A 16,397-nucleotide genomic window follows, 5' to 3' on the forward strand; every position below is an offset into this window, starting at 1 on the left:
CGTGGCGCGGGCTCGGCGGGAACTAGTGGTGCCGGCTCGGCGGGAACACGTGGCACCGGCTCGGCGGGAGCGTGTGGTGCGGGGTCAGGCGGTCAGCAGGCCGCGGTCGGCGTGGCGCTGCAGCTCCAGCCAGAAGTGCGAGTCGGTGCCCAGGAAGTCGCCCAGGCAGGCGGCGATTTCGTCGTCGACGCGCTCGGTGCCCGCCAGCACGCCGTTGATCAGCTCCGTGGACAGGCCGGTGGCGGCGGCCAGCTGTGGGGCGTCGAGGCCCAGCGGAGCGAGGAAACGGTCGTGGAGGACCGTGCCGGGGTTGGGGGCGTTCGTCGGAAGCGTCATGGGCGAACCATTCAAATTGGAGGCGGTACGACGGAGCCGTACCCGGATGAGATCTGGGTCTCAATTACTTCATCGTGTGACGCGGGCGATACGTTTCAAAACGAATCGGTAACGGCCCCAGGCGTTCTGCGTGAAGCTACGGCACGCTGGGGCGATTTGTCACGCATCGATTTTCCGCCACCCTGTTACGGGTGTGGCGAGGGGGTATCGGTGTTGTCCTGCGGTACCCCGCATGGTCACGTTTCGGTCAACGGCGCGCGGCGGCCCGAAGCGGCCCCACAGTGGCCCGCGGCAGCCCCCGCGGAGCCACCGACGGCGGGTCCGCAGCGGCCGCAAAACGCCTCCGCCCCGATCGACCGGCTCCGTCCACATCGCCCCGGCTCCGTCCACATCGGCCCGGCTCCGCCCCCGCGATCAGCCCTCCGACTCGAAGAACTCCCGCCACTTCGGCCAGTCGCGCTCGGCCTGCGCCAGGCCCGCGCCGTAGGCGGCGCTGAGCTTGGCCAGGTCGCGCTCGCGGTTGGACATCTTCATCTCGTCGGGGAAGAACAGCACCGCGCGGCCCTCGCGCTCGAGCTCGAAAAGCCGGGCGCGGGTGGCGTTGTACCGCTCGGGGCGGGCGATGATCGCCTCGGCCACGGCGGGGTTGCGCCGGAAGATCCGCCGCATCATCGCCGGCCGCGTCACCGGGGGCTTCACGTACGAGCGCTCGCGGCTCATGATCACCAGGAACCTGTCGTACCCGTCCTGCTCCGCGATCTGCAGCGGGATTCCGCCGGAGGGCCCGAGTGCGCCGTCGACGTAGCGGACCCCGTCGATGACCGGCGGCACCATGAACCCGGGCAGCGTCGACGAGGCGCGGACGTATTTCATCAGCGTCTGCAGCGAGTCGACGTCGTCGCGGCCCCAGTAGACGTTTTCGCCGGTGTCCGCCCGCACCGAGCCGATGCGCATCTCCGTCGCCGACGACAGGAACCGGTCGAAGGGGTACGGGTCGATGCCCGCGGTGGGCACCAGCGGCGACTTTTCGTAGATCCACTCCGCGTTGAAGTAGCCGCGGCCGCGGACGAAGCTGCCCCACCCGCCGAACTCGCGGTTGTTGGTCATCGTGGTGAACGTCGCCCGGGAGCGGGGGATGCTCCCGGACAGGTAGTTGGCCGTCATGGTGGCGCCGGCGGAGATGCCGCCGACCCAGCCGACGTCGACGCGGTGGCGCAGCAGCACCTCGATGCACGGGGCGGTGTAGGAGTTGCGCATGCCTCCGCCCTCGAGCACGAGCGCGACGTTCGGCGCCGCGATGCGCTCGGCGCCGTCCCCGCCGACCCTCGTGGCCGTGCGGGGGTCTGCGTCGATTGCCGTGGTTTCGCGTGCCCGTTCTCCCATGCTGCGCGATGGTAACGGTGATTGGCCGGGGGCGTGCCGGTATCGCCGGCGTTTGCGCCATGATGGGGACATGAACTCTTCGGATGACCGCACCGCACACGCCGTTTCCGGGGCCCGCGCCCCGTGGGATTCCGCCGGGGATCATCTCGCGGATCTGATGGACTTCGTCGTCGCTTCGCCGAGCTCGTATCACGCAGCCGAACAGGTCGCGCGCCGCCTGACGGCCGCCGGGGCGACGCGCATCGACGAGGCCGACGCGTGGCCCTCCGCGCCGGGGGCGTATGTCCTGGTCCGCGGTGGCGCGGCGGTCGCGTGGGTCGTGCCGGAGGGGCTTGGCGACGCCGACGATTCGACGTCCGGCGCCGCAGCTTCCGCGTCGTTCCGCATCGTCGGCTCCCACACCGACTCGCCGGGTTTCCGGGTCAAGCCCAATCCGGACGCGGGTGCGGCCGGCTACGCGCAGGTTGCGGTGGAGGTCTACGGCGGCCCGCTCATCGGGGCGTGGACTGACCGCGAGATCGAGTTCGCCGGCCGCGCCGTCACCCGCGATGGTCGCGTGCACCTCGCCCGCACCGGCCCGGTGGCGCGCATCCCGCAGCTGGCCATCCACCTCAACCGGGGCGTCAACGACCAGGGCCTGAAGCTGGACAAGCAGCTGCACACCACCCCGGTGATCGGCAATTCGGGTGACGCCGGAGCCTTCGCGCGGATGCTCGCCGCCGCCGTCAACGCGGGCGCCGGTGATTCCGCGGCCCCGGATGATGCCGCGGGCGCCCGGGTCACCGCCGAGGACCTCGTCGCCTGGGATCTGATCACCTGCGACACGCAGCCACCGCGCATCTTCGGCGCCGACGGCGAGTTCCTGGCCTGCGGGCGCCTGGACAATCTGCTCAGCGTCCATTCCTCCCTGGTCGCCTTCGAGCGTTTGCTTGACGACGGCCCGGCCCGCGCATCGGCTTCGGCCGACATCCCGGTGATGGTCGCCTTCGACCACGAGGAGGTCGGCTCGGCCTCCACGACCGGCGCCGCCGGGCCGCTTCTGGAGGACGTGCTCCGCCGCATCGCCGGTGCCGCCGGCGCGGACGCCGACGGGATGCAGCGCATGTTCCGCCGCTCGTCGTGCATCTCCGCCGACGGCGCCCACGCCGTCCACCCGAACTACGTCGGCGACCACGAGCCCGGCCACCTGCCCGTGCTCGACGGCGGCCCGGTGCTGAAGATCAACGCCAACCAGCGCTACGCCACCGACGCCGTGGGCCAGGGCATGTTCGAGCGCGTCGCCGCCGCGGCCGCCGAAGAGGCGGGGGAGACCATCCCCGTGCAGTACTTCGTGTCGTCCAACCAGAGGCCCTGCGGCTCGACCATCGGGCCGATCACGGCGACGCGGTTGGGCATCGCCACCGTCGACGTCGGCGCCGCGATGCTGTCCATGCACTCGCCCCGCGAGATGTGCGGCGTGAAGGACCCCTGGTGGCTGGCGCGGATCATCGGGGCCTACTGGGCGGGCGCCTGAAATCCGGGCGAACCCGCCCCGCAGCGGTGGCACGGGTGGTTCGCCCCCGCATAGTGTCGGTGGCACGGCGACGTGCCGCACGCCGGCCGTCGCCAAGCGAGACCCGCGGCACCCGGCCGCGGGCGCAGAGGCAGACGAGGACCCGCCCCATGACGGACCCACGCACGCACGAAGGCATGGCCTTCGCCCCCTCGGCGGGGCACGCAAACGGGCCCGCCGCGACGATCGACGTCCCGCTGAGCGACATCATCGACTGGCGCAGGCACCTCCACCAGCACCCCGAGCTGAGCTTCCAGGAATACGCCATCGCCGACTTCATCGAGGGCCTGCTCGGGGAATGGGGCATCGAAACCGTCAGGCTGACGCCGACGTCCGTGGTGGGCACCATCGTCGGCACCGCCGGCGACCCCGCCGCCGGCCGGACCATCGGCTACCGCGCCGACATCGACGCGCTGCCCATCAAGGAGGAGACCGGCCTGCACTTCGCGTCGCAGAACGCCGGCGTCATGCACGCCTGCGGCCACGACGTGCACACCGCCATGCTGCTGGGCACGGCCCAAATCCTGCAGGGCATGCGCGACCGCCTGCACGGCCGGGTGAAGCTGCTGTTCCAGCACGCCGAGGAAATGCTGCCCGGCGGCGCCCGCGAACTTGTCGCCCATGGGGCCGCCGACGACCTCGACGAGGTCTACGCCTTCCACGTCGCCCCGCACCCCATCGGGCACGTCGGCATCTGCCGCGGTCGCGTGTCCACGATGTCGGGCATCGTGTCCATCTCCATCCGCGGGCGCGGCGGCCATTCGTCGAGCCCCCAGCTGGCCGTCGACCCGGTGCTGGTCGCCAGCGAAGTGACGGTCATGCTCAACACTATCGTCAGCCGCAACCTCAATCCGCGGCACATGAACATCGTCAACGTCGGCTCGCTGCACGGCGGCGAAGCGGGCAACGTCATCCCCGACGAGGCATGGCTGGAGGTGTCCATCCGCTCCGTCGACGAAGACGATTGGGCGTCGATCTGCGGGCGCATCGAGACCCTGGTCACCGGCATCTGCCACGCCCACGGCGCCACCGCCGGCTTCGAATGGCAGACGCCGTACCCGATGGTGGTCAACGCAGACCTGGCCAGCGACCGCGCCTGGCACGCCGCGACCCGCGCGATCGGCCCCGCCCGAGTCTTCGACGCCGACCCGTGGGCCCCGTCCGACGACTTCTCGTACTTCTCGCGCGAGGTGCCAGGCTGCTACATGTTCCTCGGCGGCGGTGGGCCTGAGAATGGCATGCCGTACTTCCTGCACAATTCGCGTTACGACGTCGCCGAGCGCGCCATGTCCGCCGGCGTGAAGGTGGAGGTGCAGATCGCGCTCGACGCGCTGGCCCCCGGCCTGCCCTCCCCGCCGCCGCGCCCCGAGCAGACGGCCGGGATGGCCGCCGCCGGCACCATCCCGCCCCGCCCGGCGACCCCGGGGCTGGGCGTGCCGGAGTCGAAGGCCGGCGAGCAGCGGGACCGTCGTGAGTTCCGCGACGCGGCGGATGCCGCCGACGGGGCCGGAATGGGCGGTGCGGCCGGTGCCCCCGACGCCGAGCGGGACCGCGTGATCGAGGCTGCCGCGAAGGCCGGCACCTTCGACGGCAGCCGGTCGGCGCCCGACGGCGGGCCGGGCGTGCAGCAGCCCTTCATTTCCGAGGAAGCCGCAGGTCGGGCGCGGGATGCGGCGCTCGACGGCAAGGAGTGATGGTAAACGTGGGGGCATGAGCGATTCGCATCCCGCGCCCGATTGGATCGGGCACGCCATCGGCTGGCACGTCTACCCGCTGGGCTTCACCGGCGCCCCGATCCACGGCGACGGGACCGGTGCGGACGGGGCGGCGGGAGCGGCCGTGGCGGCCGACGGGCACGCCCCCGACGGCGCCCGGCTGGATCACCTGACCGGCTGGCTCGACTACGTGCAGGAGCTGGGGCTCAACGTCCTGCAGCTCGGCCCGGTCTTCGAATCGGCGACCCACGGGTACGACACCCTCGATTACTTCCGCATCGACCGCCGCTTGGGCGACGACGCCGCCTTCGACCGCCTCATCGCCGCCGCCCACGAACGCGGCATCAAGGTCCTGCTCGACGGCGTGTTCAACCACCTGTCCTCCGACGCGCCGATGTTCCGCGAGGCACTGGAGGACCCCGATTCGGACGCCGCCAAGCTTTTCGACGTCGACCGTTCGGGTGACCGGCCCACCGCCCCCTGCTTCGAGGGGCACCTGGATCTGGTCGAATTCGACCACCGGGCGCCGGAGACCGCCGAATTCGTCGAATCGGTCATGCGGCACTGGCTGGAGCGCGGCGTGGACGGGTGGCGCCTCGACGCCGCCTATGCCGTCGACCCGGATTTCTGGTCCGGCGTACTTGCGTCCGTGCGCGCCGACTTCCCGCACGCGTTCATCTACGGCGAGGTCATCCACGGCGACTACGTGGACATCGTCGGCCGCTCGACCATGGATTCCGTCACCGAGTACGAGCTGTGGAAGGCCACGTGGTCGTCGCTGAAGGAGCACAACTTCTTCGAGCTCCAGTGGACGCTGGGCCGCCACGACACGTTCCTGGAATCCTTCGTTCCCGTGACCTTCGTGGGCAACCACGACGTCACCCGCATCGCATCGCAGGTCGGCCAGGACAAGGCGGTGCTCGCGCTGGTGATCCTCATGACCGTCGGCGGCATCCCGCTGATCTACTACGGCGACGAGCAGGGCTACACCGGCGTGAAGGAGGACCGCTTCGGCGGCGACGACCAGGTCCGGCCGTCCTTCCCGGCGACGCCCGCGGAGCTGTCCACCTTGGGCGCGTGGGTGCACACCGCCCATCAGCGGCTCATCGCGCTGCGCCGCCGCCACCCGTGGCTCCACCGTGGCCGGGTCACCGTCACGTCGATCGCCAACGAGCGCATCACCTACGACGTCACCGCCGACGGCCGCACCCTGACCATCGAACTGGAGGTTACGGGCAAGCCCTCCGCGGTGGTCCGCGAAGGCGAGAACGTGGAATTCCGCTACCCGCGCCCGTAGCCGTCATGCCCCGGAGATTGCGAACGCCGGATACCGGGGCACCGAAGCACCGCAGCGCCGCGGTACCGCAGCACCGCGGTACCTGGGACGCGCCGGCGCCGGCGGGTGCCCACCCCCTCGCGTAAACCCACCCCGAATGCGCAGACCCACCCGCTACAGCGGGTGGGTCTGCGCATTCGGGGTGGGTTAGCCATTGGTGCCCCGGGAGTTTGCGCGGGCGGAGAAGAGGGGCCGCCGAAAAACGACGACGCGCACGCTCCGGGCACGGTGTGCCACGGGAACGTGCGCGTCGCAAAGCCGGAAAACGGCCGGGGCGCGAAGCCGGGCCCGCCCGCGCACCCGGGGACCGGGCGACGCGGGAGGGCGCTGGGCGCTACTGGACGGCCGGCTCCTGCATCATGCCGCCGGTGCCGGTGCCGTCGTAGGACTCGGAGGGGGACGTCGAGGAGGACTTGGAGCCCTTGTCGAACGTGGGGGTCGGGTTCTCCTGGTCGGTGACCTTGATGTCCGACGGGTTCTCGTTCGGGGGCGAGCAGGCGACCAGGGCGGCTGCGGCGATGGCGGTGGCGGCGACGGCACCGACGAGACGGTTGCGCATGGATGGACTCCTTAAAGCGGCTTCACGAATGAAATTCTCACCGTCATCGTAGTTGATTCTCAGCCATCCGAGGGAACCAGTGGCCCCATCGCCCCCGAACCGACGCAGACGGAGGTGCCCTCGGGCGCGCCCGTGACGTCGATGCGCAGCGTGTTGCCGCCGCCCGAGATGGCCACCCAGCGGGTGCGCAGGTCATCGTCGACGTCGACGACGGTGGATCCGCGCAGCGTCTCCTCGGGGGATTCGAACGGGTTGGGCAGGCTCAGCCGCAGCTGGGCCGGGGCGGAGGAGATCGCGCGCAGCTCCAGCACCCAGTCGCCGAGCTTCGCGATGTCGCGCAGCGTGATCTCCGCCGTGGCCGTGCCGCCGGGGCCGACGATGATCTGGTTGCCGCACGACTCGACCTCGCCCTGCGGGATCCTGGTGATCTCCGCCACGTGGGCGGGCACCAGCGCGCCGGACTGGTCGAACATCCGGGCCGCGTCGGTGACGCGGCCGAACTCCGGGCGCTCGGGCAGATCGCGGAAGACCTGCGAGTACATGTTCTTCGGGTACGCCACGGGCAGCAGCACCTCGTAGGGCACCGGCTGGTCGAGGATCACCGGGCCGCCCTCCTTCGCGGCCTCGGTCAGCGACGCCGACGCGGTCTCGAGCCACTTCCCGGTGTTGTCGTCGGACCAGGTGTTGCGGTAGCCCACGACCGAAATCGTCGCGGACACCAGCAGCACGCCGGCCAGCGCGAGCACGCCGAACCGCGAGCGTGCCGGCAGCGGACGGACCCGGTCCGACCACGACGCGGCCAGCGCGAAACCGGTGACGATGGCCGAATCGCCGTAGTAGTGCAGCGTGCGGGCCAGGACGTCGGAGGTGTGGTCGCCCGAGCGCATCAGCGTCACCGACAGCAGCGTGACGGACAGGTAGCCGGCGGCGATGAACCACGGCAGCCAGGCCCGGTAGTCGCGGCCGATGGTCACCGCCATGGTCAGCAGCACCAGCACCGCGCCTACGCTGACCAGCCCCGAGGGGGCGTCGGACCACGGCTGGCCCGGCGCCCAGCGGTCCCAGAACCAGGGGCCGCCCGCCAGACCCGCCAGCACCTGGCCCAGGCCGTTGAAGAAGAGCTCGGCGCGCGGCTCGGACGACGCCTCGCCGGCGTCGGCCAGGGCGGTGAGCGAGTAGAACAGCGCCCACGCGCCGGTGACCAGGCCCAGCGACAGCCACAGGGCGCGGGCCCGCAGCAGCACCTCGACGATGGACCGGCGCTCCATGTAGGCCACGGCGATGGTCACGGCCAGCGCCACCGGGGCGACGGCGAGCGTCTTCTCGAAGAAGCCCAGGGCGATGACCAGTCCGACGGTCGCGGCGGCGATGGCGCGGAAGGAAACGGGGCGCTCCTGGCGCAGGCTCACGCGGATGGCCAGCGCCGTGATGCCGGCGATGGCCAGCTGCATGGGCAGGGCGTTGGCCGCGGCCGACCACCACGTCGACCCCGGCAGCGTCAGCGGCGTCCACGCCACCAGGGCCAGGGCCGCCAACGCCTGCCAGGACCGGCCGGCGATGTAGCGCAGCGCCCGGGCGATGAGGACCGTCACCGCCACCTGGCCCAGCAGCATCAGCGTCGCGGGCAGCCACCACTGCCACGGGGCGAGCTGGTTGATCACCGCCTGGACGATGAACGCCAGCGGCGCCAGGTGCCCGTCGTGGGGCTGGAGGAAGTAGTCCGGGGTCCACCATGCGGCGTCGGCGGCGGAGCCCACGATGATGAAGTCGTCCCAGTAGAACGTCCGGCCCGCCAGCACCCAGATGCGGCCGATCGCCTGGATGGCCACGATGACCCCGACGAGCAGCAGCCACGTTTTCCGGGTGATGCGGGGCTCGAAGGCCTCCTGGTCGTCCATCGGCTCGGGTGCCTCGGCGTCGTCCACGCGCGTGGCGGTTGCGGCGGTCTGGTCCGCGTGTTCGGTGCTCATAATTTCCCAACTTTAGGGGCGGTCCCCGGGGTGAGGTACCATTCGGTCGAAATGCGCACGGGAGCCCCGGCCGATCCGACGGATGACGTGGGGCTGAGAGGAGGGCGCGGTCCGCCGCCCTCGACCGTAGGAACCTGTCCGGGTAATGCCGGCGAAGGAAGCGACGGAGGCCACTCACATGTCCAGCGATCACCGTAATTCGTCCGATGCGGCGCAGCCCGCCCGGACCGGAGTCGATGAGGGGGCGGGGGTGATCGGGGGCTCCGGCACCGCCCCGGCGCCCGACGCCGGCAAGAAGGCCCGCCGAGGTTGGCGGGTCATCGACATCGTCACGGCCGCCGTGCTGGGCGTGGCGGTCGGCCTGATTTTCGTGGTGTGGAACGTCGTCGGCGGCGCGTGGTTCACCGCGGCCGACGCGCTGACGCCGGGCCTCGGCGGCCTGGTCGTCGGCCCGTGGCTGCTGGGCGGCGTCATCGGCGGGCTGGTCATCCGCAAGCCGGGTGCGGCGCTGTTCGTGGAGGTCATCGCGGCGACGGTGTCCGCGTTGATCGGCAACCAGTGGGGGATCTCCACCCTGTATTCCGGCCTGGCCCAGGGGCTGGGTGCGGAGCTGATCTTCCTGCTCTTCGCGTACCGCCGCTTCACCGCGCCCGTCGCCGTGCTGGCGGGGGCCGCGGCCGGCGCCGGCGCGTTCCTGCTGGAGCTGTTCACCTCCGGCAACTTGGCGCGCACCTGGCAGTTCAACTCGATCTACCTCGTCTGCCTGCTCGTCTCCGGCGCGGTTCTCGCCGGCCTGGTCGGCTGGGCCCTGGTCCGCGCGTTGGCGGGCACGGGTGCGCTGGACCGTTTCGCCGCGGGCCGCGAGCGCCGCGGCGAGATCTAGCCGCGCGAGGGCGCGATGGCATTCATCTCCGCCGCCGGTTTCGGGTGGCGCCACGCGGGCCGGCGCAGGCCCGCGCTTTCCGACGTAGACCTGGACATCGATTCGGGCGAGAAGGTCCTTTTGCTCGGCCCCTCGGGCGCGGGCAAGTCGACGCTGCTCGCGGCGATCGCCGGGGTGCTCGGCGACGACGAGGACGGCGAGGACGCCGGAACGCTGCGCGTGGGCGGCGACGACCCGGCCGAGGTGCGCGGCGTCGTCGGCCTGGTGCTGCAGGACCCGGAGAGCCAGGTCATTTCCGCCCGCGTCGGCGATGACGTCGCCTTCGGCGCGGAGAACCTGGGCGTGCCACGCGACGAGATCTGGCGGCGCGTCCGCCGGGCCCTCGATCTGGTGGGGCTGGACGTGCCGCTCGATCATCCGACGTCGAAGCTGTCCGGCGGCCAGAAGCAGCGCCTGGCGCTGGCGGGCGTGCTGGCGATGGGCGCCCGGGTGATTTGCCTGGACGAGCCCACCGCGAACATCGACCCGGAGGGCGTGCCGGTTCTGCGCGACGCCGCCATCCGCGCCGCCGACGCGACGGGTGCGGCGCTGATCGTCGTCGAGCACCGCGTGGAGGCGTGGGTCGGTCACGTCGACCGCATCCTCGTCATCGACTCGCCGGAGGGTGCCGCGCGCGATCGGGCGACCACGGGTTCGACCGTCATCGCCGACGGGCCGCCGGCGGAGATCCTGTCCCGCCACGGCGACTTCCTCCGCGACGCCGGCGTGTGGCTGCCGGGGCCGCCGCCGGAGACGGGCGCGGCCGTGCCGGTGCCCGCATCCGCGCCGCCCGCGCTCATCCTCGACGACCTCGCCATCGGCTACGGCGGCGATGGCGCGCCCGTGCGGCGCGGGATCACCGCGATGGTGCCCGCGGCGGCGTCGACGTGCATCGTCGGGCCCAACGGCGCCGGCAAATCCACGCTGGCGCTGACCATGGGCGGCCTGCTCGAGCCGATGGGCGGGCGCATCGCCGCCGCGGATGCCATCGCCCGCGGCGCCGGCCCGGACCCGATGAAATGGAAGTCGAAGCAGCTGGCGCAGCGCATCGGCAGCGTCTTCCAGGCGCCGGAGCACCAGTTCGTCACCCCGACGGTGCGCGAGGAACTGGAGCTGGGCCCGAAGCTGCTGCGCGATCCCGCCGGCGCCGCGCGCGTGGAGGAGCTCCTCGAGCGCCTGCGCCTGGCGCACCTGGCCGGGGCGAACCCGTTCACGTTGTCGGGCGGGGAGAAGCGTCGCCTGTCCGTGGCCACCGTCCTGTCGACCGCGCCGTCGGCGGTGATCCTCGATGAGCCGACCTTCGGGCAGGACCGCCGCACGTTCGCGGAACTGCTGCGGATGCTCCGTGGCCTCGTCGACGACGGCGTCACGGTCGCCTCCGTCACGCATGACCCGCTGGTGGTGGCCGCGATGGGCGACCATGTCATCGACCTGGGGGAGATCGGCTCGGGCTGCACTGGCCGACGCGGCAATGGCCGGCGGGGCGATGACCGGCGCGGCAACGGTTCGGACGACGTCGGCCCCGGGAAGGAAGGTGCGCGGTGAATCTCATCCGTGACGTCAATCCCGTCGCAAAGCTCCTGGGTCTGCTGCTGGTGACCACTCCGCTGCTGCTGTCGATCGATTGGGTGTCGGCCGCGGTGGCGCTGGCGTGCGCGTTGGCCGCGGCTCCGCTGTGCGGCGTCGGGCCGCGGCGGCTGGTTCGCAGGGGCTGGCCGATTCTGCTGGCCTCGCCGGTGTCGGGCATGTCGATGCTGCTGTACGGCGCGCCCGAGGGCCGCGAATACTTCTCCTTCCTATTGGCGACCGTGACGGACAACTCGATCGCGCTGGCCATCGCCATCACGGTGCGCGTGCTGGCGGTGGGGCTGCCGGTGGTGGTGCTCACCGCGGACATCGACCCGACGGAGCTCGGCGACGGCCTGTCGCAGGTGCTCAAACTGCCGTCGCGGTTCGTGCTCGCGTCGGTGGCGGGCGTCCGGCTGATCACCCTCTTCCTCGACGATTGGCGGGCGCTGACCCGTGCCCGCCGCGCGCGCGGGCTGGGTGATCGCGGGCGCATCCGGCGGTTGTTCGGGCAGGTCTTCGCGTTGCTGGTGTTCGCGCTGCGGCGCGGCACGAAGCTGTCCACCGCCATGGAGGCCCGCGGATTCGGCGCCCCCGGCGAGCGGACGTGGGCGCGCGAGTCGACGTTCGGCGGTCGCGAATGGGCGGTGCTGGCGGCGTGCGCGCTGGTGGCGGCGGCGTCGCTGGGCATCGCGGTGTGGACCGGCGAGTTCCGGTTCCTGGGGGTCGCATGATCCTGCTCATCGACGGCCGGTCGGGCTCCGGCAAGACGACGTTCGCGGAGAAGCTCCGCGGCGTGCTGGGCTGGCCCGTCGTCCACCTCGAGGACGCCTACCCCGGGTGGGGAGGTTTGGCCGCCGCGTCCGGCGCGGTGGCCGAGTCGATGCTCGACCCCGATGCGGCGGGCTTCCGGCGCTGGGATTGGTTCGCCTCCGACTGGGCGGAGTGGGTCGACCTGTCGGGGCACATGGCGCCGGGCCGGTCGCTGATCATCGAGGGCTGCGGTGCGCTGACCGCCGCGAACCTGGCCGCGGCCCGCGCGATCGGCGACGGCGAGGCGTGGGGTGCGTGGGTCGAGCTCGACGAGCCCACCCGGTTCGCCCGCGCCATGGCGCGCGACCCGTATTTCCGCGGGCACTGGCGCATGTGGGCCGAGCAGGAGGACGCCCACATCGCCCGCCACGATCCGCGGGCGCTCGCGGACTGGACGGTGCGCCCGCGGTAGCACCGCCATGCGCGGGTGCCTCGCGCGGGTTCGTGCCCGGCGGCGGCATCCGGGGGCTGGGCTACCGTGGGTCCATGACCCGCTTGACGACGCCCCGCCGCCCCATGTTCGCGGCACTGGCCGCGGTCCCGGGGTGCCTCATGGCGGCGACGCTGACCGTCGGCGGCATCGTGGCGTGGCGCGACCCGCTGATGCGGCCGCCGAAATTGCCGAACCGCCGGCCGCCGAACTGGGGGCTGCCCGCCGCCGGGGTCGCCTACGGAGCGGTGGTCCTCGGTGCGGCGAATGTCGTGGCGCGGGGCGGATCGGGGCGTGGAGTGACGCGCGGCCGCGGACACGGTTGGAAAGACCGCGGGGGAGCGGGCCGGAAAGACCGCGGGGGAGCCGGCCGTGGCGCGCCGCCCGCCGCGGTCGCCGCGTCCGCCTTCGTGCTGTCCGCCGCCGCGGCCCCCGGCGCGATGCTCCCGGTGTTCGAGGTCGCCCGGCGCACGTGGGCGCGCCGCAACAGGGGGCCGGCCGGGACGGTCATCGTCCTCGGGTGCGCGCTGCGCGATGGTCGGCCGTCATCGCTGCTGCGCCACCGCCTGGAGAAGGCGGAAGAGGTGGCCCGGCGGGTGCCGGGCACCGCGACGGTCATCTGCTGCGGTGGGGTCGGCGAAGACGGAGGGCCGTCGGAAGCCGAGGTCATGAGCTCCTGGCTGGGCGAACGCGGGCTCGCGGACCTTCGCCTGGAGTCGCATTCCACGTCGACGAAGGAGAACCTCGCCAACGCCGAACCGATGGTCGAGCGCGGCCCCGTCACGGTCGTGACCAGTGATTTCCACGTGTTCCGGACCGGATCCCTGGCGCGCCGGGCGGGGCATCCCGAATGGCGGGTGGAGGGGGCGCCGACGCCGCCGCGGTACTGGGCGACTTCGATGCTGCGGGAGTTCCTGGCGCTCGGCGCCTGGTGGCCCACCCCCGGCGCGGCGGTGGGCGCAACATTTTTCGGCCTGTGGCTGCAACACCGCATCCCCCGTCGGGGGTGAGCCATGCCACGGCGAACGTTCCGCTAATGGCGATTAATCGTTATGCTCGGCCCTTGACCAAACGCACCGACCGCATGGAGGATCACCCCAATGGCACTCACCCCCGGATTTGACCTGTTCCAGCTGCCCGAAGAGCACCAGGAGCTGCGTGCCGTCATCCGCGACCTCGCCGACAAGGAGATCGCCCCCCACGCGGCCGACGTGGACGAGAACGAGCGCTTCCCCCAGGAGGCCCTCGACGCGCTGAACGCCGCCGGCTTCAACGCCATCCACATCCCGGAGGAGTACGGCGGCCAGGGCGGCGACTCCGTCGCGGCGACCATCGTCATCGAGGAAGTCGCCCGCGTCTGCGGTTCTTCGTCGCTGATCCCGGCCGTGAACAAGCTGGGCACCATGGGTCTGATCCTGAAGGGCTCCGAGGAGCTGAAGAAGCAGGTGCTGCCGGACATCGCCAACGGCGAGATGGCCTCCTACGCCCTCACCGAGCGCGGCGCGGGCTCCGACGCCGGCGCCATGAAGACCCGCGCCGTCCGCGACGGCGACGAGTGGGTCCTCAACGGCTCCAAGTGCTTCATCACCAACGGCGGCAAGTCGCTGTGGTACACCGTCATGGCCGTCACCGACCCGGAGAAGGGCGCCAACGGCATCTCGGCCTTCATGGTCCGCGCCGATGACGAGGGCTTCCGCGTCGGCGGCCTGGAGAAGAAGATGGGCATCAAGGGTTCGCCGACGGCCGAGCTCTACTTCGAGGACTGCCGCATCCCGGCCGACCGCATGATCGGCGAGGAGGGCACCGGCTTCAAGACCGCCCTGGAGACCCTCGACCACACCCGCCCGACCATCGGCGCCCAGGCGCTGGGCCTGGCGCAGGGCGCGTACGAGTACGCGGTGGGCTACGTGCTGGAGCGCGAGCAGTTCGGCAAGCCGATCTCGGCCTTCCAGAACACCCAGTTCATGCTGGCGGACATGCGCACCAAGATCGAGGCCGCGCGCCTGATGGTCTACACCGCCGCCGCCAACGCCGAGCGCGGTTCCGCCGACGGCGGCTCCAAGATCGGCCTGATGGCCGCCGCCGCCAAGACCTTCGCGTCCGACGTGGCCATGGAGGTCACCACCGACGCCGTGCAGCTGCTCGGCGGCTACGGCTTCACCCGCGACTTCCCGGTCGAGCGCATGATGCGCGATGCCAAGATCACCCAGATCTACGAGGGCACCAACCAGATCTGCCGCATGGTCGCCGGCCGCCAGGTCCTGGCCGAGGGCAAGAACAAGCGCTGATCGCGGACCAAGATCCGATGATCTGACGATGCGATGATCTGACCGGACGTCGATCCGAAGCGGATCGCCGCATGCCGAAAGCCCCCGCCGCGCACGTGTGCGCCGCGGGGGCTTTCGCATTGTCCCGGGTCGGGGAGCGGGGCCGGTTTCAGGGGACCGGCCGCCGGGCCCGGGATCGGCGACCGGGGCCGGGGCCGGGATCCGGTGGCGGACCCGGGCCCCGTGACCGGGGCGGACCTACAGGCCGAAGGTCTTGCCGATGATGTCGCGCTGGATCTCGTTCGTGCCGCCGTAGACGGTGGAGATGATCGCGCCGCGCATCTGCTTCTCCATGTCGAACTCGGTGGCGTAGCCGTAGCCGCCCATCATCTGCATGCCGTCGATGGTCATGCGCTTGGACAGCTCGGTGGCCTTGAGCTTGGCCATGGAGGCCTCGCGGGGGAGCATGGCCTTCGGGTTCGCCGCGACCTTGTGGGCGACCGAGTAGACCAGCAGCTTGGTGCACTCCAGCTCGGTGGCCAGGTCCGCGATGCGGTGCTTCAGGGCCTGGAAGGAACCGACCGGGCGGCCGAACTGGTGGCGCTCGGTGACGAACTTCAGGGTGTCCTCGAAGGCGCGCTCGGCGACGCCGAGCTGCATGCCCGCCAGGATCAGGCGCTCGATGTTCAGGCCGGCCATCAGCTGCTTCCAGCCGTTGCCGACGGTGCCGACGACGGCGGAGTCCGGAAGCTCGACGTTGTCGAAGTAGAGGTCGTTGACCTCGCGGCCGCCCAGGGTCTCGATGCCCTTGATGGTCAGGCCGGGGGTGTCGGCGGGGACGTGGAACTGCGTCAGGCCCTCGTGCTTGCCGCCGGAGGAGTCCGTGCGGGCGATCAGCAGGATGGACTTGGCGAAGTGCGCGTTGGAGCACCAGGTCTTCTGGCCGTTGATGACCCAGCCGTTGTCCGTCTTCTCCGCCTTGCAGGTCACGTTGGCGACGTCGGAGCCGGCCTCGGGCTCGGACATCGACACCGACAGGGAGTCACCCTCGGCGACGCCGCCGAGGACCTCCTTCTTCTGCTCCTCCGTGCCGAACTTCTCGTACGCGGCCGCGGTGATGATCGTCGGGCCGATGCCGCCGATCGGGGCCAGGTTCTTCATGGCGTGCTCCAGCAGCACGACCATGTCCACGGCGTCGCCGCCGGCGCCACCGTACTCCTCCGGCACGGTGATGCCCGCCCAGCCGAGTTCCGCCATCTTCTTGTACAGCTCCTGCGAGTGGAGCTCGGCGCCGTTGTCGGTGTACGCGTCCCGCTGCTCGCGGGTGCCGATCTCGCGCTTGCAGAAGTCATCGATCGACTGGGCGAAAGACTCCTGTTCGGGGGTCAGGAGATTGAGCATTCGTTCCTCCACTTCTCTCGCTCGCCGCGGGGCGGGAGCGTTCGTTGCACCCGCGTTCCGGTTGGAACGCGAGCATTATGTGATTGCGGCCACTTCAGCGTACATAAAATATATGATCGAGGCTAGCCTTTGGCTAGAAAACGAACA

General features: G+C 71.3%; 14 protein-coding genes and 1 riboswitch. Of the genes, 9 read left to right on the top strand and 5 right to left on the bottom strand.

Annotated features, from left to right (window positions below; genetic code table 11):
* Positions 1-84 precede the first annotated feature (84 nt).
* Together CHAN_RS04115 and CHAN_RS04120 are read right to left on the bottom strand one after the other, a co-directional pair.
* Positions 85-336 carry a HigA family addiction module antitoxin gene (locus CHAN_RS04115; RefSeq protein ID WP_048742818.1) on the bottom strand — a complete coding sequence of 84 codons (252 nt, stop codon included), beginning with the start codon at positions 334-336 and terminating at the stop codon, positions 85-87.
* Between the two features lie 414 nt (positions 337-750).
* Positions 751-1,719 (bottom strand): patatin-like phospholipase family protein, encoded by a 969-nt coding sequence (locus tag CHAN_RS04120; RefSeq protein ID WP_290292081.1) that lies wholly within the window; start codon positions 1,717-1,719, stop codon positions 751-753.
* A 70-nt stretch (positions 1,720-1,789) separates the two neighbouring features.
* On the opposite strand from CHAN_RS04120, the gene CHAN_RS04125 reads away from it, so the two are divergent.
* The 3 genes from CHAN_RS04125 to CHAN_RS04135 all read left to right on the top strand — a co-directional run bounded on the left by CHAN_RS04125 (position 1,790) and on the right by CHAN_RS04135 (position 6,283).
* Positions 1,790-3,232, top strand: coding sequence for a M18 family aminopeptidase (locus CHAN_RS04125; protein WP_290292083.1), 1,443 nt, complete (start codon positions 1,790-1,792; stop codon positions 3,230-3,232).
* 149 nt (positions 3,233-3,381) lie between these two features.
* Positions 3,382-4,965, top strand: coding sequence for a M20 metallopeptidase family protein (locus CHAN_RS04130; RefSeq protein ID WP_290292084.1), 1,584 nt, complete (start codon positions 3,382-3,384; stop codon positions 4,963-4,965).
* A gap of 16 nt (positions 4,966-4,981) precedes the next feature.
* Positions 4,982-6,283: an alpha-amylase family protein gene (locus CHAN_RS04135; protein ID WP_290292086.1), complete on the top strand. Its 1,302-nt coding sequence runs from the start codon at positions 4,982-4,984 to the stop codon at positions 6,281-6,283.
* A 373-nt stretch (positions 6,284-6,656) separates the two neighbouring features.
* On the opposite strand, the gene CHAN_RS04140 is transcribed toward CHAN_RS04135, so the two are convergent.
* Together CHAN_RS04140 and CHAN_RS04145 are read right to left on the bottom strand one after the other, a co-directional pair.
* On the bottom strand, positions 6,657-6,881 hold the full coding sequence (locus tag CHAN_RS04140) for a hypothetical protein (RefSeq protein WP_290292089.1): 225 nt from the start codon (positions 6,879-6,881) through the stop codon (positions 6,657-6,659).
* Positions 6,882-6,940: 59 nt separating this feature from the next.
* Complete coding sequence (locus tag CHAN_RS04145; protein ID WP_290292093.1) at positions 6,941-8,851, bottom strand: hypothetical protein; 1,911 nt, start codon at positions 8,849-8,851, stop codon at positions 6,941-6,943.
* 47 nt (positions 8,852-8,898) lie between these two features.
* A riboswitch (TPP riboswitch) is annotated at positions 8,899-9,028 on the top strand.
* Position 9,029: 1 nt separating this feature from the next.
* Here CHAN_RS04145 and CHAN_RS04150 point away from each other — a divergent pair.
* From CHAN_RS04150 to CHAN_RS04175, 6 genes are all read left to right on the top strand, one after another.
* Positions 9,030-9,734 (top strand): ECF transporter S component, encoded by a 705-nt coding sequence (locus tag CHAN_RS04150; RefSeq protein WP_290292096.1) that lies wholly within the window; start codon positions 9,030-9,032, stop codon positions 9,732-9,734.
* Between the two features lie 15 nt (positions 9,735-9,749).
* A complete protein-coding gene (locus CHAN_RS04155) occupies positions 9,750-11,318 on the top strand; it encodes an ABC transporter ATP-binding protein (RefSeq protein WP_290292099.1) in 1,569 nt (522 codons plus the stop codon).
* A complete protein-coding gene (locus CHAN_RS04160) occupies positions 11,315-12,073 on the top strand; it encodes an energy-coupling factor transporter transmembrane component T family protein (RefSeq protein WP_048742806.1) in 759 nt (252 codons plus the stop codon). Before CHAN_RS04155 ends, CHAN_RS04160 begins: the two co-directional genes overlap by 4 nt.
* Positions 12,070-12,564 carry a nucleoside/nucleotide kinase family protein gene (locus CHAN_RS04165; protein ID WP_290292104.1) on the top strand — a complete coding sequence of 165 codons (495 nt, stop codon included), beginning with the start codon at positions 12,070-12,072 and terminating at the stop codon, positions 12,562-12,564. The genes CHAN_RS04160 and CHAN_RS04165 overlap by 4 nt, the downstream gene beginning before the upstream one ends.
* 74 nt (positions 12,565-12,638) lie before the next feature.
* Complete coding sequence (locus CHAN_RS04170; protein WP_290292108.1) at positions 12,639-13,592, top strand: YdcF family protein; 954 nt, start codon at positions 12,639-12,641, stop codon at positions 13,590-13,592.
* Positions 13,593-13,682: 90 nt separating this feature from the next.
* Positions 13,683-14,870 (top strand): acyl-CoA dehydrogenase family protein, encoded by a 1,188-nt coding sequence (locus tag CHAN_RS04175; RefSeq protein WP_048742799.1) that lies wholly within the window; start codon positions 13,683-13,685, stop codon positions 14,868-14,870.
* 237 nt (positions 14,871-15,107) lie between these two features.
* On the opposite strand, the gene CHAN_RS04180 is transcribed toward CHAN_RS04175, so the two are convergent.
* Positions 15,108-16,250, bottom strand: a complete 1,143-nt coding sequence (locus CHAN_RS04180) for an acyl-CoA dehydrogenase family protein (protein ID WP_048742794.1) — start codon at positions 16,248-16,250, stop codon at positions 15,108-15,110.
* Positions 16,251-16,397: the final 147 nt, after the last annotated feature.

This window comes from Corynebacterium hansenii, assembly GCF_030408795.1.
Lineage (GTDB): Bacteria > Actinomycetota > Actinomycetes > Mycobacteriales > Mycobacteriaceae > Corynebacterium > Corynebacterium hansenii.